Here is an 18,069-nt window from a genome sequence, read left to right as displayed (position 1 = left end):
AAATACTGAATATGAGTAAGATATATGTTTTTTGTTTGATGACATTGCTGGCATTTCCGGTTTTTTCACAATCGGTGGTGGAAGGTGTGGTGCTTGATAACCAAACCGGTAAAACCCTACCTAATGTCAAAGTAATGACAGAGGGGCTTTCGGACGAAATTTTCACCAATGCCGACGGGCGTTTTTCGCTTGAAATTCCGCAAGGAAAATATGTTTTGGTGTTTTCAAGAGCCGATTACATCGAAAAACGAGTGCCGTTGGAGGTTTTTCAACTGAAAACGGAATTGCCGGCGGTGGTGCTTGAACGCGATTTTGTGCGGGAGGCAGAGCAATTGGTAACCCTTTCGGAAAGCGAATTGGAAGATGATGAAAGCGGCGCCGATGTGGTTTCGGGCTTGTTGCACAGCTCGCAAGATGTGTTTATGCGCAGGGCGGCGTTTGATTTTAGTTCCGTGTTTTTCAAACCCCGCGGTTACGATTCAAAAGATGCTACCGTGCTTTTGAACGGAATCCCGATGAACCGCGTTGAAAACGGGCGTGCGCAATGGGCAAACTGGGGCGGGCTGAACGATGTTACCCGCAATCAGGAACTTAGCCACGGAATTGTAAAATCTGATTATACTTTTGGCGGTATATCGGGTTCAAATTACATCAATGTGCGTCCGTCGTTGAATCGTTCGGGGCTTCGCTTATCAACTTCGGCAGGCAATCGCAGTTATGTGGGGCGTGTGATGGCAACGTATAATTCGGGCATTGACAAAAACGGATTGGCATACACCTTGTCGGCATCACGTCGTTGGGCGGCTAACGGAAGCTGGGTTGATGGTACACTTTACAACGCTTACTCCTTTTTTGGGGCGTTGGAATATCAGCTCAATAAAAATCACAGTTTGAACCTCATCGGTATGTTTTCGCCCATTCGTCGCGGAAAAACATCGCCACTCACGCGTGAGGTACTTGATTTAGTTGGTTATCAGTATAATCCGTATTGGGGGAAACAAAATGGCGATGTGCGAAATTCACGCAACCGCATTGTTTCTGAGCCTATTTTTGTGCTTTCGTACAATTACAATCAAGATGACACACGTTTGAATATTGATTTCGGATACCAATTCGGGAAGATTGGAAACACGCGATTAAGTTATGCCAATGCGCAAAATCCCGAACCGAATTATTACAGAAATTTGCCGAGTTATTACATCAACCAAGAAGCCGGTCCTAATTGGGATTTGGCAAATCTGCAAAAAGAATACTTCTTGGCAAACCGGCAATTAAATTGGGCGTCACTCTATTACGCCAATAGCAATATTCCCGATAACCGAAGTGCGTTTATCATCAGTAATGACGTAAATGACGAGCGTACGCTCACGGCAAATATCAATTTCACTACGCCAATTCATTCCAATATCAAGTGGACATCGGGGGCGGTTTACCGCAATGTTTCTTCGGAAAATTATGCCGAAGTTGATGATTTGTTAGGCGGTGGTTTCTTTGCGAATTACGATTATTTTACAAACAAGCCTTATGACGAAAATGACACGAACTTGCAGAAGAAAGTAGGCGATAAATGGAATTATTTTTACGGACTTAAAAGCAACGTAGGCGAATTTTTTACTCAATTTGAGTTTACTTTCAAAAAGTTAGAGCTTTTTGTGGCAGGGCGCTACCATTACACGGATTATCAACGCAACGGAAAGTACAATTATTCGCTTTTTGCCGATTCGTATGGCGAAGGAAACAAACAGGTTTTCAGTGGGGTAAGTACAAAAGTAGGGCTTACGTATGCCATTACGGGGCGCCATATTTTGCAACTCAATTCCGGTTACTTCAACACGCCGCAATCGGTGCGCAATTCATTTGCTAACATCCGCTATTCCAACGGATTGCTCCCTAATTTGAAAAACGAAACCGTTTACACCGTTGATGGGAGTTACATCTTGCGAATGCCGTATTTTAAATCGCGCTTAACGGGATATTATTCGCATATTGAAAACACGTCCGAAACCAACTTTTTCTTTACGGAAATAGCACTAACGGACGAAATTTCGAGCGATTTTGTGTCGCAAACCGTCGATAACATTCAAAAAAGACACTTCGGACTTGAATTTGGTGCTGAGGCGCAAATCATTCCGACTGTGAAACTTACCGCCGCTGCCGCCATAGGGCAACACACCTACATAAACAACCCTAAAATGTACGTTTCATCGGGTGAAATCGGGGTGGTTGAAATTGATCAAGTGAACTTGAAAAACTACCACGTGCCAAGCGGTCCGCAACAGGCTTATTCATTGGGCATTGAGTACCGCGACCCTAAATATTGGTGGGTGGGGGCAACTGCTAATTTGCTTGCCAAGAATTACATTTCAATTTCGGCAATTAACCGTACGAAAAACTTTTTTATCGACCCCGATACGCGCAAAAACTTTACCAATATTGATAAAGACCTTGCCCGCGATTTGTTAAAACAAGAACGTTTAAACGAGGTTTTCTTGCTGAACCTTGTTGGCGGAAAGTCGTGGCGCGTTAAAAAAACATATATAAGCTTGATAGCCAGTGTTAGTAACGTGCTTAACACGAAGTTTGTTTCAGGTGGGTTTGAGCAGTCGCGCACGGCAAATTACGGCGATATGGTACGAGACAATGCTCATAATGTTCCGTCGTTTGGTCCGCGTTATTTTGTGGGTTACGGACGCACTTTTATGCTTAATTTAGCAGTAAGTTTATAAAAAAATGAAAGTTAAATTTTTAATTTACTAATTATGAAACTAAAACATCTAATTTCAATTTACAGTATTCTTTTATTTTGCGCTTTCGGGATTGCTTCGTGCGTGAAAGATACTGATTATGAGCTTCCTAATTTTGAGGAAAGCAAAAAGGACATTCCGCCGTTTGATGGAAAAATAATCACTTTTGCACAGGCTACGGCTTCATCAACTTCCGAAGTGACGAAATATACTGAAAATGATGCCATTGAGGGTTATGTGATTTCAAGTGATGAAGGGGGGAATTTCTACAAGAAGATTTATATCCAAAATGCCGAAAAAACAGCCGGAGTTTCCGTATCTATCAATAAAAGCGGACTTTACACCGAGTTTCCCGTTGGGTCAAAAGTGCAAATTCGTTTAAAAGGGCTTACCACGCAGATTAACAACGGCGGGTTGGAAATCGGTTATGACGTTTACACCAGCAACAGCGGGCGAAAAAGCGTGGGGCAAATGGCAGAGGCGCTCTACAAAAAACACATTTACAACCTGCAAGAAACGCTAAAACCACAAACGGATTTGGCAAAAGCCGATGCTTCGGTTGATGTTTTAAAAACGAATGCAAATGTAAATCAGCTTGTTACCTTTAAAAACGTTTCTTTTGAAAGTACGGCAATAGGTAAAACGTTTCATCAAGAAGCCAATAACGCGCAAAACGGCACAAATTACAATTTGATTGATGCCAACGGAAAAACAATCACGTTCAGAACCAGCCGATATGCCAAGTTTATCAACGAAACGGTTCCGTCAGGAACGCTCGACGTTACGGGAGTGCTTACCAAATACGGAAGTTCGTTCCAATTTATGGTAAACACCGTCAGCGATATTAAAGTGGTTGGAGCAGGCACTCACTCAGGAACAACTACCGTTACGGAGCTTGAAGCCGCTACGGCTACGGTTGCTGATTATGCCGACGGAAAATCCGTTAAACTACACGGAAAAATTACTATCGACAATAAAAAACCGTACTTTAAATTATCGGACGGAACACTTATCCAGATTTATGCACCGAATTCGGTTTTCAATGCCTTGTCAAAAGAAGCAAAAGATAAATTAAAGATTGATGGTCAGGAAATTACCGTAACCGGAACGTTTAAAGATTTTAAAAACAACAATACGGGCGTTACCATCAAAGAGATTGTTTACCAAAAAGAAGCCGATTTGGTTTTCGGAACTACACCACCCAATAACGGAGGCGGAAGTTCAGTTACCGAGCTCAAAGCCGAAACGGCTACGGCTAATGACTATGCCGACGGAAAATCCGTGAAACTGCAAGGAAAAATAACCATCAGCAGTAACAAACCGCACTTTAAATTATCGGACGGAACGCTTATCCAGATTTATGCGCCAACTTCGGTTTTCAATGCACTGTCACAAGCCACGAAAGATAAATTAAAAGTTGATGGTCAGGAAATTACCGTAACCGGAACGTTTAAAGATTATAAAAACAAATCAGGCGAGATTATCAAAGAAATCGTTTACGAAAAAGAAGCTGATTTGGCATTCGGAACTACACCGCCCAACACCGGAGGTGGAGACCAAGGCGGGAATCAAGGTGGAAACCAAGGAGGTTCTTCACAAGGAAATGTTTTTGATTTTGAAAATGTAACTTCAAATTCAACTGCTTACACGAATACCGAAACACTAACCAAAGGCAATGCCACCTTAACATACAAAGCCCGCACTGATTTGACCAATAGCGGAACGTCATACGCTATTAGCGGAAAAGGTTTGATGTTGCATAAAAACAATTCAAATCCGTACATAAAAATAATGTTCACAAATGGCGTAAAAGAATTGAAATTCAAATATAAAGGTGCTTTTTCAGGTGGAAATAACAGAACCTTAGTGGTTTATGACGGTGATGAAAACAGCACTACTCAAATTGGGCAATCAGTTACCTTTGGAAAGGCAGATTCAGGAACGGCTACCATTACGGTAAACAAAACCGGAAGCGTAACCATTACCATTAAATCAACCGCTTCACAAAGTGTTGTTGATGATATTGAATGGACGGAATAAATCTGTTTCTTTATAATGAAAAAGCAATGTAAATCAGTGGTTTACATTGCTTTTTTTATTTTGAGGTTACAACTCTTTCCGCAATCGGGCAACCGGAATTTCCAATTGCTCACGATATTTGGCGATAGTTCGGCGCGCTATCGGATATCCTTCATCTTTAAGCAGTTGTGCTAATTCATCGTCCGGATAGGGTCTGTTTTTATCTTCTTTGGCAATGATGCGTTGCAATATTTGCTTGATTTCGTAGGTAGAAACGTCTTCGCCTTGGTCGTTTTTCATCGCTTCGGAAAAGAACTCTTTGATAAGGCGCGTTCCGTAAGGGGTTGTTACGTATTTGCTGCTTGCCACGCGTGAAATGGTTGAAATATCCATCCCTATTTTGTCGGCTATGTCTTTCAAAATGAGTGGTTTCATTTTTAATTCATCACCCGTAAGAAAGTACTCACGTTGATGTTCCATAATGGCATTCATCGTTATCAAAAGGGTTTGCTGGCGTTGTTTAATGGCATCGATGAACCATTTGGCGGCGTCCAACTTTTGTTTGATAAAGAAAACGGCTTCTTTTTGAGAAGAAGATTTTTCGGCTGATTTTCGGTAAGTATCCAACATTTCAGAGTATTCGCGTGAAACGTGCAGTTCAGGCGCATTACGCCCGTTGAGGGTGAGTTCTAGTTCATTATCGTTAATGCGAATGGTGAAGTCGGGGATAACTTGCTCTGTTTGAACATTATTTTCAGAGTACGAACTGCCCGGTTTTGGGTTTAAACGCTCAATTTCTTGTATGGCATTTTTGAGTTCTTGCTCCGAAACTGAAAAACGCAATTGCAATTTGTCGTAATGTTTTTTAGAAAATTGCTCAAAGCCTTTTTCAATGATTTCAATAGCCAAGGCAATGGCGCTGTTTGCCCGTTTTCGTTTCAGCTGAATGAGCAAACATTCCTGTAAGTCAAAAGCTCCCACACCCGCCGGATCTAACTGAAAAATAACCTGTTCGCGAATTTGTTTTACTTTTTCTTCTTCAGTGTAAATGTTTTGCGTGAACGCCAAATCATCGGTCAGTTCTTGCACACTTCGGCGAATGTATCCGCTGTCGTCAATGCTCCCTACCAAAAATTCGGCTATGAGATAATCTTCGTCTGATAGTGAAAATGTATTAAGTTGATTTAGAAGTGATTGATGGAAAGAAATTTCGGCACTAAACGGAACCTCTTTCTCTTCATCGTCATCACTGTAATTATTAGCGTGCAATCGATATTCCGGAATTTCATCATCGCTCAAATATTGATCGATGTTAATGTCCTCCATATCAATTATTTCATTATCGTTGTATTCTTCGGTTGAGTTATCAAATTCATTGTCAAAATCATCATACTCACTTTCTTCGTTTCCCGTTTCCAAGGCGGGATTTTCTTCCAACTCTTGCTTAACACGCTGTTCAAAAGCCAACGTGGGCAACTGTACCAATTTCATTAACTGAATTTGCTGCGGAGAGAGTTTTTGTGAAAGTTTGAGCTGTAAATTTTGCTTTAACATACGGCTGAATATGAATTACATCGGCAAAAGTACGTAAAAAAGAAGAAAGAGACAAACAATTTTTTTGTTTACAGGAAATGATTTTACGAATGACTTAAAAAAAGAAAAGATTGCTCTTAGACAATCTCTTCTGTTATTAATCTATGATTGAAAAAGTAATTTTTTTACAATTAAAACTGATATACCACTTCAATTTTATGTCCTGCGAGTGTTTTTTTGGCTTTTTCCAAATCTTCTGTGAATCCAAGCATATAACCGCCGCCGCCTGAACCACAGAGTTTTAAGAAGTAATCGCCTGTGTCGATGCCTTTTTTCCAAAGGGCGTGAAACTCAGCCGGAATCATCGGTTTGAAGTTGTTAAGCACCACTTTTGATAGTTTTTTTACGTTGGAAAACAACGACTTAACATTTCCTTTGAGAAAATCATCAATGCAAGCATCGGTGTATTTGATGAATTGCGTTTTGAGCATACTCTGAAACGCCTCATTTTTCATATTTTCCATAAAAATACGCACCATCGGGGCGGTTTCCCCCACCACGCCGCTATCTAACAGAAAAACAGCACCTTTGCCATTCACCGCCTGTGACGGAATGCCCGTAGGCTCAATATGGTCTTTTGAATTTATCAGTATCGGCAGACTCAAATAACTGTTCAAAGGGTCTAATCCTGAGGAAGTTCCGTGAAAAAATGATTCCATTTTGCCGAAAATCGTTTTGAGTTTCAACAATTTTTCACGGGTCAGATTCTCCAACACCGTGATTTTATCGTGTGCGTATTGGTCGTAAATCGCCGCTACCAACGCCCCGCTACTGCCCACGCCGTACCCCTGCGGAATGCTGCTGTCAAAGTACATTCCGTTATCAATATCGGATTTAAGTTGCTTAATATCAAAGTAAACGATAGCATTGTCTTCTGCCGATAACGCCTCCAAATGCGTGGCAAATTTGCGTAATGCTTCGTTTGATTTTTTCGCCTCTTCTTGTTTGTGGCTTTCGGCTTGGTCAAACATTTTTAAAGCTCCGTTGTAAAAATTGTACGGAATAGCCAATCCTTTGGAATTTTTGATGATTCCGTATTCGCCAAAAAGCAATATTTTTGAGTAAAATAGCGGTCTTTTCATTAAACTTTTTAATTAACAGTTTTTCAATGAATAATGAACAATTTTTAAATTCAATTAAGTTTGTTCATTAAAACATTGTTATTTGTTCATTGACTTGACTTGGTCGCAAATGTATTGTTTATTTTCACAAAATGCAACTAATTCTTGCTGAATAAATTGCAAAACGTCATTTTTATACGAATTTGGGTACAAAACGTGTACGTTGGCTCCGGCATCCAGTGTGAAACAAACGGGAATTTGGGTTTCTTTTCGGAAAGTCCAAATGCGTTGAATAACTTCTAACGTATTGGGTTTCATTAGGATAAAGTAAGGAAGGCTGGTCTGCATCATTGCGTGAAGCGTTAAAGCCTCGCTTTCAACAACTTCGATGAATGTTTCCAAATTTCCGTCGGCAAAGGCTTTGATGAGTTTATCGATGTTCTCGTGAGCTTGCTTAAAACGTTGATTTGCAAACGGATGGTTGTGCATCAAATCGTGTCCCACCGAACTGCTTACTTGTTTTTGTCCTTTGTCGATGAGCAAAATCGTATCTTGATAATCGTTGAAAACTTCGTGAATTTTAAGTGGATACGAAATTCCGTACAAATCCGAACTATCGGGAACAGATGCGTGTTCGCCCCAAACCACTACACTTCCTTGTACGCTTCGGCAGGCACTCCCCGAACCCAAACGCGCTAAAAATGAGGCTTTTTGCCAAAAATCTTCCTCCGAAACTTCCGGATTGAGTTGTTTTTGAATTTGCATCAAACAAACCGAAAGAGCCGCCATTGCACTTGCCGATGAAGCAATACCGCTACTGTGTGGAAATGAGTTTCGCGATTCGATTTTAAACGAAAAATCTTTCAAAAACAGCAAATGCGGTTGAATTCGCTCGAAAAAAGTAACGATTTTCGGGTGAAATGCAGGCTTGTGCTGTCCTTCAAAAAAGAATTCAAACTGAAACTCATCAGAAGGCTTTTCCAATTTCGTGAATGTAACAGAAGTTTCTGTATAACAATTTGTTAGTGTAAAACTAACAGATGGATTAGCAGGGATTTGTCCTTTGTGTTTTCCCCAATATTTTACCAAAGCAATGTTGCTAGGTGCTTTCCAAGAAACAGTCATAGGCAAATGATTAGTGTTTAGTGTTCAGTTTTTAGTGATTAAGTGGACGTTGTTGCTTCCGAATCACTATTTGCCACACACTCTTTAACGTACGGGGCGATTCATTACCAAATCAATGTACAGATTAACTTTGTTTTTCAGGTCTTTACGATTTACGATAAAATCCAAAAATCCGTGTTCCAAAACAAATTCAGCGGTTTGGAATCCTTCGGGTAAATCCTGTCCTGTGGTGTCTCTCACTACGCGCGGCCCGGCAAATCCGATAAGCGCCCCGGGTTCAGCGATGTTAATGTCGCCCAACATTGCGTAAGATGCTGTAGTTCCGCCGGTTGTAGGGTCGGTGCAGAGTGAAATGTACGGAAGTTTAGCCTCGTCAAGTTGTGCCAATTTAACCGATGTTTTAGCCATTTGCATCAGTGAAAGAGCAGCTTCCATCATTCGGGCACCTCCTGATTTTGAAATCATTAGAAACGGAAGTTTGTGTTTGATGGCATAACCGATGGCTCGCGAAATTTTCTCGCCTACCACACTCCCCATTGAGCCTCCGATGAAGGCGAAATCCATACAAGCAATCACGATTTTTTCACCTTTTGAGTTGCCCACCGCCGTGCGTACGGCATCTTTCAAACCCGTTTTTTGCTCGGCTTCTTTCAGGCGGGTTGCGTATGTTTTGGTATCGACGAACTCCAACGGGTCTTTTGACGATAGGTTGGCGTCGAGTTCCTTAAATTCATTATTATCAAAAAGAATTTGAAAATATTCTTTGCTGCCGATGCGTACGTGGTATCCGTCCTCAGGGCTTACAAAATAGTTTGTTTCAAGCTCCTCATTATCAACAACTTTTCCACTCGGTGATTTATACCACAATCCCTTTGGAATGTCTTTTTTTTCTTCCGTTGGGGTCTGAATTCCTTTTTCTTTTCTCTTAAACCAAGACATAATCCTTCTTATTTTGTCGGACAAAAGTATGAAAAAAAAGTGAAACGAGAAAGATTTTCGGTCGCCCGAGTGATGAAACGAAATGTCTGAATTGTATTGTTTTGGTGTATTTTTTTGATAATTAGTGATTTGTAATTATTTTTTGGTTGTTTTGAAACGATGTTAATTTTTTGGATTTAGCCGTTTTTTTTTGCGCCGATTTGAAATCTTTACAAGAAGTTTTTTTATTTGCTTGATAATGTGTATTTTTGCCCGATTTTGGCGTGATAACGCCCTTTTTTATTTCGATGATGAGCAAAATACGAGTTTTTATACAAGCTGCCCGTTTACGAACCTTACCGCTTTCGGTTTCGGGCATTATTATGGGCAGTGCCTTGGCATTTCGTGTGGGGCATTTCAGATGGGATATTTTTGGCTTGGCACTTTGTACAACCATTCTTTTTCAGGTACTTTCAAACTTCGCGAATGATTACGGTGATGGTGTGAAAGGAACGGATAATGCAAATCGAATCGGTCCCGAAAGGGTTTTGCAAAGCGGAAAAGTTAGTCGCACCGAAATGAAAAAAGTTGTCGTTTTTACGGCTTTGTTATCGGTGGTTTCTTCATTGGTGCTTATTTACATTTCTTTCGGACAGGAAAATCTTTTTTATGTATTGATTTTCTTTTTGTTAGGGATTATTTGTGTGGTGGCTGCGATTAAATATACGGTTGGTAAATCGGCTTACGGTTACAGGGGTTTGGGCGATGTATTTGTTTTTATTTTCTTTGGATTGGTGAGTGTGTTGGGGTCGTATTTTTTGTATGTGCATCAACTTAATTGGAAGCTTTTTTTGCCAGCCACTGCGGTTGGTTTGCTTAGCGTTGCTGTTTTGAATCTCAATAATATGCGTGATTATCAGAATGATAAGGCAATGGGGAAGAATACTTTGGTGGTGAAAATGGGAAGCGAGTTGGCGAAATATTATCACTATTATTTGGTGGTGGTGGCTATGGTTTGTATGCTGGCTTTTTCGGTTCTGAATTTTCAAACGCGTTGGCAACTGCTTTACATATTGCTGTTTATTCCCTTAATAAGGCATTTGCTGTTTGTCAAACACAACACCAATTTAAAGAAACTGGACAATCAACTGAAAGTGGTTGCATTGAGCACTTTTTTGCTTTCAATATTATTTTTTGTCGGACAAATTTTATAATTTTGTCCCCAAATATGAACTAATTTCCTTTTAATATCAAAAACTATTCATTTTTAGTTTTTTAGCACATAAAACAAACCTTATGGATATAACATTCTACGGACACTCTTGTATAGGGCTGAAAACGAGCGGGCTGAGTTTGCTTGTCGACCCATTTATTTCGGGTAATCCGCTTGCTAAACACATTAATGTTGAGCAAATTAAAGCCGATTATATACTCATTACCAATGCTCATCAAGACCATACAATGGATGTGGAGGCAATTGCCAAACGTACGCAAGCCAAAATAATTTCAAACTTTGAAATTGTGGAACATTATTACAATTTGGGGTTTGACGGGCATCCGATGAATTTGGGCGGGTCGTGTAGTTTTCCGTTCGGGAGTTTAAAAATGGTTCAAGCATTGCATTCTTCTACTTTTCCTGACGGAAAATCAGGAGGTTGCGCCTGCGGTTTTGTGTTGCGAGCGCCTCAAAAAACCGTGTACATCTCGGGTAATACGGCGCTTCATTTTGATATGCAACTCATTCCGGTGCGTGATAAAATTGATTTGGCTATTTTGCCCATTGGTAGTAATTTTACGATGGATGTGGAAGATGCCATAATGGCTTCGGATTTTGTGAAATGTAACCGTATTTTAGGGGTTAATTACAACACATTCAGCTTTATAAAGATAGACCACGAGCAAGCCAAACGCAGTTTTAAAGCCAAAGGCAAAGAACTGTTGTTGCTTGAAATTGGCAGAACCATAACTATTTGATATTTTAGAATTTAACAGATAACCGATTCAAAATGAATTATTTTTCGTCAGATTTTACCTTAGGAATTTTAGGGGGCGGGCAATTGGGCAAAATGTTGCTTGCCGAAACACGTAAATATGACATAAAAACACGGGTTTTAGACCCCGCAGCCGATGCGCCGGGGCGTTTGGCGTGTAATGATTTCGTGCAAGGAAACTTGAATGATTTTCAAACCGTGTATGACTTCGGGAAGAAAGCCGATGTGCTTACCATTGAAATAGAAAACGTTAATGTACAGGCACTTGAAAAATTAGAGCAGGAAGGCGTGAAGGTTTATCCGTCGTCTAAAAGTTTGAAAATTATCCAGAATAAAGGTTTTCAGAAAGAATTTTACGCTAAAAATAATATCCCGATAGCCGGTTTTGAAATTTTTGCCTCAAAAGAAGCACTAAAACAAGCAGTTATCAGCGAAAAATTAGCGCTTCCGTTTGTTTGGAAAAGTACGCGTTTTGGCTATGACGGCAACGGTGTGAAAATTGTCAGAAATCTTTCAGATATAAATGAACTTGCTGATGGTGAGTGTATTGCTGAAAAGTTAATTCCGTTTAAAAATGAATTGGCGGTTATTGTGGCTCGAAATCCTAAGGGTGAAATCAAAACCTATCCCGTAGTGGAAATGGAATTTCACCCCGAAGCCAATCAGGTGGAGTATGTCATTTGTCCGGCGCGTATTTCTGATGAGGTGGCGCAAAAGGCGCAAAAAGTGGCTTTGCAAGTAGCCGAAGCCTTCGGCATTGTGGGGCTGTTGGCAGTAGAAATGTTTCAAACACACGATGATGCCATTTTAGTGAATGAGGTGGCGCCTCGCCCGCACAATTCGGGGCATTACAGCATTGAGGCAGCTTATACCAATCAGTTTGAGCAACATTTGCGTGCCATTTTAAATCTTCCGTTGGGCAAAACCGATAGTAAAACCGCCGCAGTGATGGTCAATTTGGTAGGTGCCGAGGGCTACAAAGGTGATGTAATCTACCAAAATATTGAAAAAATTATGGCGATGGACGGGGTAACGCCGCATATTTACGGGAAACGCGAAACACGCCCTTTACGAAAAATGGGACACGTTACCATTACTAACGAAAACAGTGTCGAAGCCCGTAAAACGGCTCAAAGCGTAAAAGAAAATATTCAAGTAATTAGTAAATAACAACTTACGATGCGAGTAATTGTAATGTTTTTAATGTCCGTTGCCTTGTGGGGGCAAAATCAAAAAACGGACTGGCAAAAAGATAACCTCAAAGGAAAAGTAAAATCAGTTGAAACGGCTACCTATCGCTATGTCGAAACCAACGGCAAAAAAGAAAAGGGAATGCCGCTTTCAAATTTTAATACCTTGGAAGAATATAATGCAAAGGGTTTCAAAGTTTTAGGGAAAAGAACCACTGCCGACGGAAAAGTAGCCACGAGTTGGAATTATGCTTACGATGCAAATAATTTTCTGACAAAGGTTGAAGTTCATAATGCCCAAAATAAGCCCGAAGAAACAATGAAGTACACCTATCAGCCTGATGTACAGCAAGGAGAGGTGCTTTCGTTTGACGCGGCAGGCAAACCCAACGGGAAGCAAATAGTGCGATATGATGCCAACGGAAACAAAATCAGTGAATTACTACTTGACCCGCAAGGAGCTTTTTTGATGAATACCGAAATTACCTACGATGCCAAACAAAATATTTCCGAGAAGAAATTTGAAGACAAACAAGGCAAAAGGGTGGTTCTCAAATATGTGTACGATGCCAAAAACAATATTTTAGAAGAGAATTATTTCGGGGAAGGCAATCAGCTTTACGGGCAGAAAAAATTCTCATACAAGTATGATAATCAAGGAAATTGGATAGAACGAACCGAACATATTTACGGTGTTGAGCGTGTCGTTACCGAACGCAAAATCGTTTATTTTTAAAAGTAACAATGCTATGAAAATGAATAAAAATACGGTGTTGGGGTATGCCACATTGATAATGATTATTGTAGGTTTGGGGCTTGTCGCTCTGGCCATTTTCAGATATGATGACATTGCCGGCTTTGGTTTTGCTGCCGTAGGAATCGGATTTTTTGCCATCGCTTGGGTGTTTAATGCTTTGAAAGGAAGGGTCTGATTTTCAGCTAAAAAAATAAAACTTCGAGTAGTAAACCGAAAAAAAAATAAAAAAATATTTTGCAGGTTTGGTCATAACTTCTTACCTTTATCAAAATTTTGATAACTTTTTAAATAAAATAACAATGATAATAGGTATTCCAAAAGAAATTAAAAACAACGAAAACCGTGTTGGCGCTACACCAAGCGGCGTTAGCGAGTTGGTCAAAAACGGGCATACGGTTTATGTGCAAAAAACGGCGGGAGAAGGAAGTGGTTTTTCCGATGAAGAATATCAAAAAGCAGGAGCTACCGTTCTGCCCACTATTGACGAGGTTTATGCCAAGGCTGAAATGATTTACAAAGTGAAAGAGCCAATCGCTTCCGAGTACAATTTGATACGTGAGAATCAGTTGGTTTTCACGTATTTTCATTTCGCATCGGAAGAAGAACTCACCCACGCAATGATTAAGCAAAAGGCGGTTTGTTTGGCTTACGAAACCGTTACGCAACACAATTCATTGCCATTATTAACCCCTATGTCAGAAGTGGCAGGGCGTATGGCAGCACAGCAAGGTGCGCGTTTTTTGGAAAAACCACAAGGCGGAAAAGGTATTTTAATGGGAGGCGTGCCCGGTGTGAAGCCCGCCAAAGTGTTGGTTATCGGCGGAGGCGTAGTGGGTTACAATGCTGCCATTACCGCTGCTGGATTGGGCGCTGACGTGATTATCGCCGATATTTCGCTGCCTAAATTACGTGTTTTAGATACCATATTGCCCAAAAACATCACAACGCTTTATGCTTCAACTTACAACATTCAAAAAGAGTTGCCTACTTGTGATTTGGTAATCGGGGCGGTGCTTGTGCCGGGTGCAAAAGCGCCTTATCTCATTACGCGTGAGATGCTTAAATTGATGACCAAAGGTTCTGTACTTGTTGATGTTGCCATCGACCAAGGAGGCTGTTTTGAAACCTCGAAGCCCACAACGCACAGCAATCCGGTGTATGAAGTGGACGGAATTGTACATTACTGCGTGGCAAACATTCCCGGAGCCGTGCCTTACACTTCCACCTTGGCACTGACCAACGCCACTTTGCCCTACGCCATTGCGTTGGCTAACAAAGGTTGGAAAAAAGCCTGTCAAGAAAATGACGGACTTGCACAAGGGCTAAACATCGTGCAAGGAAAAGTAACCTATCAGGCTGTGGCACAAACTTTTGGATTGGAATATGTTGATGTTTCAGCATTTCTGTCTTAATTTTATAAATAAGGTGATACATCAAGCGGAGTTGAAGTTGTTTGTGGCGACTTCAATTTCGCTTATTCTTTAAAATAGTGAAAATCAAATGAAAGTAGTTATACAACGTGTCACGAAGGCTTCCGTGTCGATTGACGCTAAGGTCGTTTCACAAATTGCAACGGGGTTGTTAATTTTGGTGGGATTTGAAAACGATGACAATCAAGAAGATATACAATGGCTTTCAGCTAAAATAGTGAATTTACGCATTTTTGATGATGAAAATGGCGTGATGAATCGTTCCGTGAAAGACGTAAATGCCGATATTTTGGCGGTGTCGCAATTTACTTTGCACGCTTCCACCAAAAAGGGTAATCGCCCGAGTTACATAAAAGCGGCGAAACCCGATATTTCTGTGCCTCTGTATGAGCAGTTTATAACTCAACTTGAAATCGATTTGGGCAAGCGAATCAGTACGGGGCAATTTGGCGCTGATATGAAGGTTGATTTGTGTAACGACGGTCCCGTAACCATTATCATCGATTCAAAAAATAAGGAATGATGTTTTTCGATATACATTCACATTCCGGAAAAAGTTTTGAAAATGAGCTTGTTATTCAAAATCAGTTTCCGCTTACAGCCAAGACGACCAATTGGTTTTCAGTAGGCATACATCCTTGGTATTTAGAAGATTGGCAAAAGCAGTGGGAAGTGCTTGAAAGTCTGGCACTTCACCCGAATTGTGTAGCGATTGGAGAATGTGGTTTGGATAAAAATATTTCAGAATCAATTGATAATCAAGTGAAAATATTTGAGAAACACATTGTTTTATCCGAAAAATTACAAATGCCGCTTGTGATTCATTGCGTAAAAGCATTTAGTGAACTTATTTCCGTAAAGAAAAAAATACAACCGCTACAAACTTGGATAGTACACGGCTTTAACAAAAATCAATCGGTTGCTAATTTGCTTATAAACAGTGGTTTAAAGCTGTCTTTTGGAAAATCCTTGCTTGTTAATGAAAATGTGCAAACCGTTTTTAAAAGCATTCCGGACGGAAGTTATTTTCTTGAAACAGACGATTCGGCTGTATCTATTGCTGAAATTTACAAAAAAGCATACGAATTGCGTGGCGATTTGAATATTTCAATAAAAATTTTTCAAAAAATAACAATCTGATTTTTAGGTGATTATTGTTATTTCTTGAAAAAAATAAAAAAAAAATAAGGCGTAAATTTTTGTAGGTTGTGAAAAAGTTTCTATATTTGCACCAGCAAAAGCAAAACAACTGGTACCTTAGCTCAGTTGGTAGAGCAAAGGACTGAAAATCCTTGTGTCCCTGGTTCGATTCCTGGAGGTACCACGAGATCTTCTTCATAGAGGAAATTTTTCATATTTTTAAGGATTAGGAATTGCAAAGACCACAGTGAAAACTGTGGTTTTTGTTTTTTATTTGTTTCCTAAATCGTAGGGTTTTCTCAAATAAAAGAATTATTTTTGCCGAAAAACAATTCTTTTTTATGGTTTTTCAAAAAATAGAACAATAAAAGGCTACAAAAATGAATTTACATTGGATACATAAAGAAAAACCACCCGTTGAACTTGTAAAAAAGCTACAAAAACAGCTCAATTTAAGTGTGATTCCTGCTGTTTTGCTGGCTCAACGGGGTATTTCGGACTTTGATACGGCAAAAAAGTTCTTCCGACCGGCACTTTCCGACCTTCACAATCCGTTTTTGATGAAAAATATGGAAAAAGCCGTGCAACGTGTGCTTCAAGCCATCGAAAAACAGGAAAAAATACTTATTTATGGCGATTATGACGTAGATGGAACCACTTCCGTATCGCTGATGTATCTCTATTTGAAGCGATTTACTCAAAATTTGGCTACGTACATTCCTGACCGCTATTCCGAAGGTTACGGCGTTTCTTTTCAAGGCGTGGATTATGCCGCCGAAAACGGATTTTCGCTCGTTATCGCCTTGGATTGTGGTATTAAAGACCACGAAAAAGTACAATACGCCCGTGAAAAAGGCATCGATTTTGTGATTTGCGACCACCATCGTCCGTCTGAAAAACTGCCCGAAGCCGTAGCCATATTAAACCCCAAACAAACCGATTGTGAGTATCCATACGACGAACTATGTGGCTGTGGTGTAGGCTTTAAGCTGGTGCAAGCACTGAGTCAGCGAATGAATCAACCGTTTGAAACCATACGTCCTTTGTTGGATTTGGTGGCGGTTGCCATTGCGGCGGATATTGTTCCCGTAACGGGCGAAAATCGGGTGTTGTTGCATTACGGTTTGCAGATTTTGAACGAAAATCCGTCGGTGGGGCTTGCGGCATTGCTCGGAGTGGAAAATCGCCCCGTGCAAATGGTGGACATCGTTTTCGGGTTAGCTCCGCGAATCAATTCCGCAGGAAGAATCGAACACGGGATGTTTGCCGTAGAACTCTTAACGGAAACATCTGTAAACGAAGCGATTGCCAAAGCCAAAGAAATCGAAAATTTTAATGACGAACGCAAAGACCTTGATGCAAATATTACGCAAGAGGCTCTAAATCAGATACAAACAAATCAAGAAGAAGACAGGGCTTCCACCGTGGTATATAACCCGAATTGGCATAAGGGCGTGATTGGCATTGTGGCTTCCCGATTGATTGAAACGCATTACCGACCGACCGTAGTTTTCACCCAGAGTGGGGAAAAATACGCCGCTTCGGTGCGTTCCGTTCACGGATTTGACGTTTATGAGGCGTTGGAGCGATGTAGTGAACACATTGAGCAGTTTGGCGGACATAAATACGCTGCCGGATTGACCATTTTGCCCGAAAAATATGCCTCTTTTAAGGAAAAATTCGAGCAAGTGGTGGCAGAAACTCTTCCGGAGGAATTAAAATCGCCCAAAATTGTGATTGACGCCGAGCTTCCGCTGGAAAAAATCAATCCGAAGATGTTTAACGTCATAAAGCAATTTGAGCCTTTTGGTCCGCAGAATATGAGTCCTGTGTTCTACGCCAAAAACGTGGTGGATACGGGTTTTGCCAAGCAAATCGGGAAGGATAACGCCCATCTTCGGCTGACTTTAAAAGACTTTGGCGGCGGGCAATTTTTCACTGCCGTGGGCTTTGGTTTGGGGCATAAATTACCGCTCATAAAATCGGGGAAACCCTTTGAAATTGCTTATTCCATTGAAGAAAATCACTGGAACGGAAGCGTTTCCCTGCAACTAAAAATTCGGGATATTCGGTAAAATGCTGATATTCTTTGCGGTCTGAA

Annotated in this window: 15 protein-coding genes and 1 tRNA gene; 12 read left to right on the top strand and 4 right to left on the bottom strand. The window is 40.6% G+C overall.

Annotation, left to right across the window (positions count from 1 at the left end; translation table 11 throughout):
• The first annotated feature begins 11 nt into the window (after positions 1–11).
• Together Q4D72_RS02960 and Q4D72_RS02955 are read left to right on the top strand one after the other, a co-directional pair.
• The gene (locus Q4D72_RS02960; RefSeq protein ID WP_303075928.1) at positions 12–2,726 is read left to right on the top strand and encodes a TonB-dependent receptor; all 2,715 of its coding nucleotides are present in this window, start codon (positions 12–14) and stop codon (positions 2,724–2,726) included.
• A 33-nt stretch (positions 2,727–2,759) separates the two neighbouring features.
• Positions 2,760–4,784, top strand: a complete 2,025-nt coding sequence (locus Q4D72_RS02955) for a DUF5689 domain-containing protein (protein ID WP_303075927.1) — start codon at positions 2,760–2,762, stop codon at positions 4,782–4,784.
• 66 nt (positions 4,785–4,850) lie between these two features.
• Here Q4D72_RS02955 and rpoN read toward each other — a convergent pair whose 3' ends face one another.
• The 4 genes from rpoN to accD all read right to left on the bottom strand — a co-directional run bounded on the left by rpoN (position 4,851) and on the right by accD (position 9,481).
• Positions 4,851–6,317 (bottom strand): RNA polymerase factor sigma-54, encoded by a 1,467-nt coding sequence (gene rpoN / locus Q4D72_RS02950; protein ID WP_303075926.1) that lies wholly within the window; start codon positions 6,315–6,317, stop codon positions 4,851–4,853.
• A gap of 170 nt (positions 6,318–6,487) precedes the next feature.
• Positions 6,488–7,438, bottom strand: a complete 951-nt coding sequence (locus tag Q4D72_RS02945) for a mevalonate kinase (RefSeq protein WP_303075925.1) — start codon at positions 7,436–7,438, stop codon at positions 6,488–6,490.
• 78 nt (positions 7,439–7,516) lie between these two features.
• Complete coding sequence (locus Q4D72_RS02940) at positions 7,517–8,542, bottom strand: diphosphomevalonate/mevalonate 3,5-bisphosphate decarboxylase family protein (protein ID WP_303075924.1); 1,026 nt, start codon at positions 8,540–8,542, stop codon at positions 7,517–7,519.
• 84 nt (positions 8,543–8,626) lie between these two features.
• The gene (gene accD / locus Q4D72_RS02935) at positions 8,627–9,481 is read right to left on the bottom strand and encodes an acetyl-CoA carboxylase, carboxyltransferase subunit beta (RefSeq protein ID WP_303075923.1); all 855 of its coding nucleotides are present in this window, start codon (positions 9,479–9,481) and stop codon (positions 8,627–8,629) included.
• 290 nt (positions 9,482–9,771) lie between these two features.
• Here accD and Q4D72_RS02930 point away from each other — a divergent pair, with 290 nt between their 5' ends.
• The 10 genes from Q4D72_RS02930 to recJ all read left to right on the top strand — a co-directional run bounded on the left by Q4D72_RS02930 (position 9,772) and on the right by recJ (position 18,043).
• A complete protein-coding gene (locus Q4D72_RS02930) occupies positions 9,772–10,674 on the top strand; it encodes a 1,4-dihydroxy-2-naphthoate polyprenyltransferase (RefSeq protein WP_303075977.1) in 903 nt (300 codons plus the stop codon).
• Between the two features lie 82 nt (positions 10,675–10,756).
• Entirely contained in the window at positions 10,757–11,434 is a 678-nt protein-coding gene (locus Q4D72_RS02925; protein WP_303075922.1) for a metal-dependent hydrolase, read from the top strand.
• Positions 11,435–11,466: 32 nt separating this feature from the next.
• Entirely contained in the window at positions 11,467–12,621 is a 1,155-nt protein-coding gene (gene purK / locus Q4D72_RS02920; RefSeq protein WP_303075921.1) for a 5-(carboxyamino)imidazole ribonucleotide synthase, read from the top strand.
• 9 nt (positions 12,622–12,630) lie between these two features.
• Positions 12,631–13,377, top strand: a complete 747-nt coding sequence (locus Q4D72_RS02915) for a hypothetical protein (RefSeq protein WP_303075920.1) — start codon at positions 12,631–12,633, stop codon at positions 13,375–13,377.
• Positions 13,378–13,396: 19 nt separating this feature from the next.
• Complete coding sequence (locus Q4D72_RS02910) at positions 13,397–13,573, top strand: CAL67264 family membrane protein (RefSeq protein ID WP_303075919.1); 177 nt, start codon at positions 13,397–13,399, stop codon at positions 13,571–13,573.
• 124 nt (positions 13,574–13,697) lie between these two features.
• Positions 13,698–14,810, top strand: coding sequence for an alanine dehydrogenase (gene ald / locus Q4D72_RS02905; RefSeq protein WP_303075918.1), 1,113 nt, complete (start codon positions 13,698–13,700; stop codon positions 14,808–14,810).
• A gap of 88 nt (positions 14,811–14,898) precedes the next feature.
• Positions 14,899–15,351, top strand: coding sequence for a D-aminoacyl-tRNA deacylase (dtd, locus tag Q4D72_RS02900; protein ID WP_303075917.1), 453 nt, complete (start codon positions 14,899–14,901; stop codon positions 15,349–15,351).
• Entirely contained in the window at positions 15,348–15,968 is a 621-nt protein-coding gene (locus tag Q4D72_RS02895; RefSeq protein ID WP_368502025.1) for a TatD family hydrolase, read from the top strand. Before dtd ends, Q4D72_RS02895 begins: the two co-directional genes overlap by 4 nt.
• Positions 15,969–16,079: 111 nt before the next feature.
• Positions 16,080–16,152, top strand: a tRNA-Phe gene (locus tag Q4D72_RS02890).
• Between the two features lie 196 nt (positions 16,153–16,348).
• Positions 16,349–18,043, top strand: coding sequence for a single-stranded-DNA-specific exonuclease RecJ (gene recJ, locus Q4D72_RS02885; RefSeq protein WP_303075916.1), 1,695 nt, complete (start codon positions 16,349–16,351; stop codon positions 18,041–18,043).
• The last annotated feature ends 26 nt before the right edge of the window (positions 18,044–18,069 follow it).

The organism is Capnocytophaga sp. (assembly GCF_030532915.1).
Lineage (GTDB): Bacteria > Bacteroidota > Bacteroidia > Flavobacteriales > Flavobacteriaceae > Capnocytophaga.
Note: the sequence above shows the minus strand (reverse complement) of the source record. Positions and strands in the feature narration are given on the sequence as shown.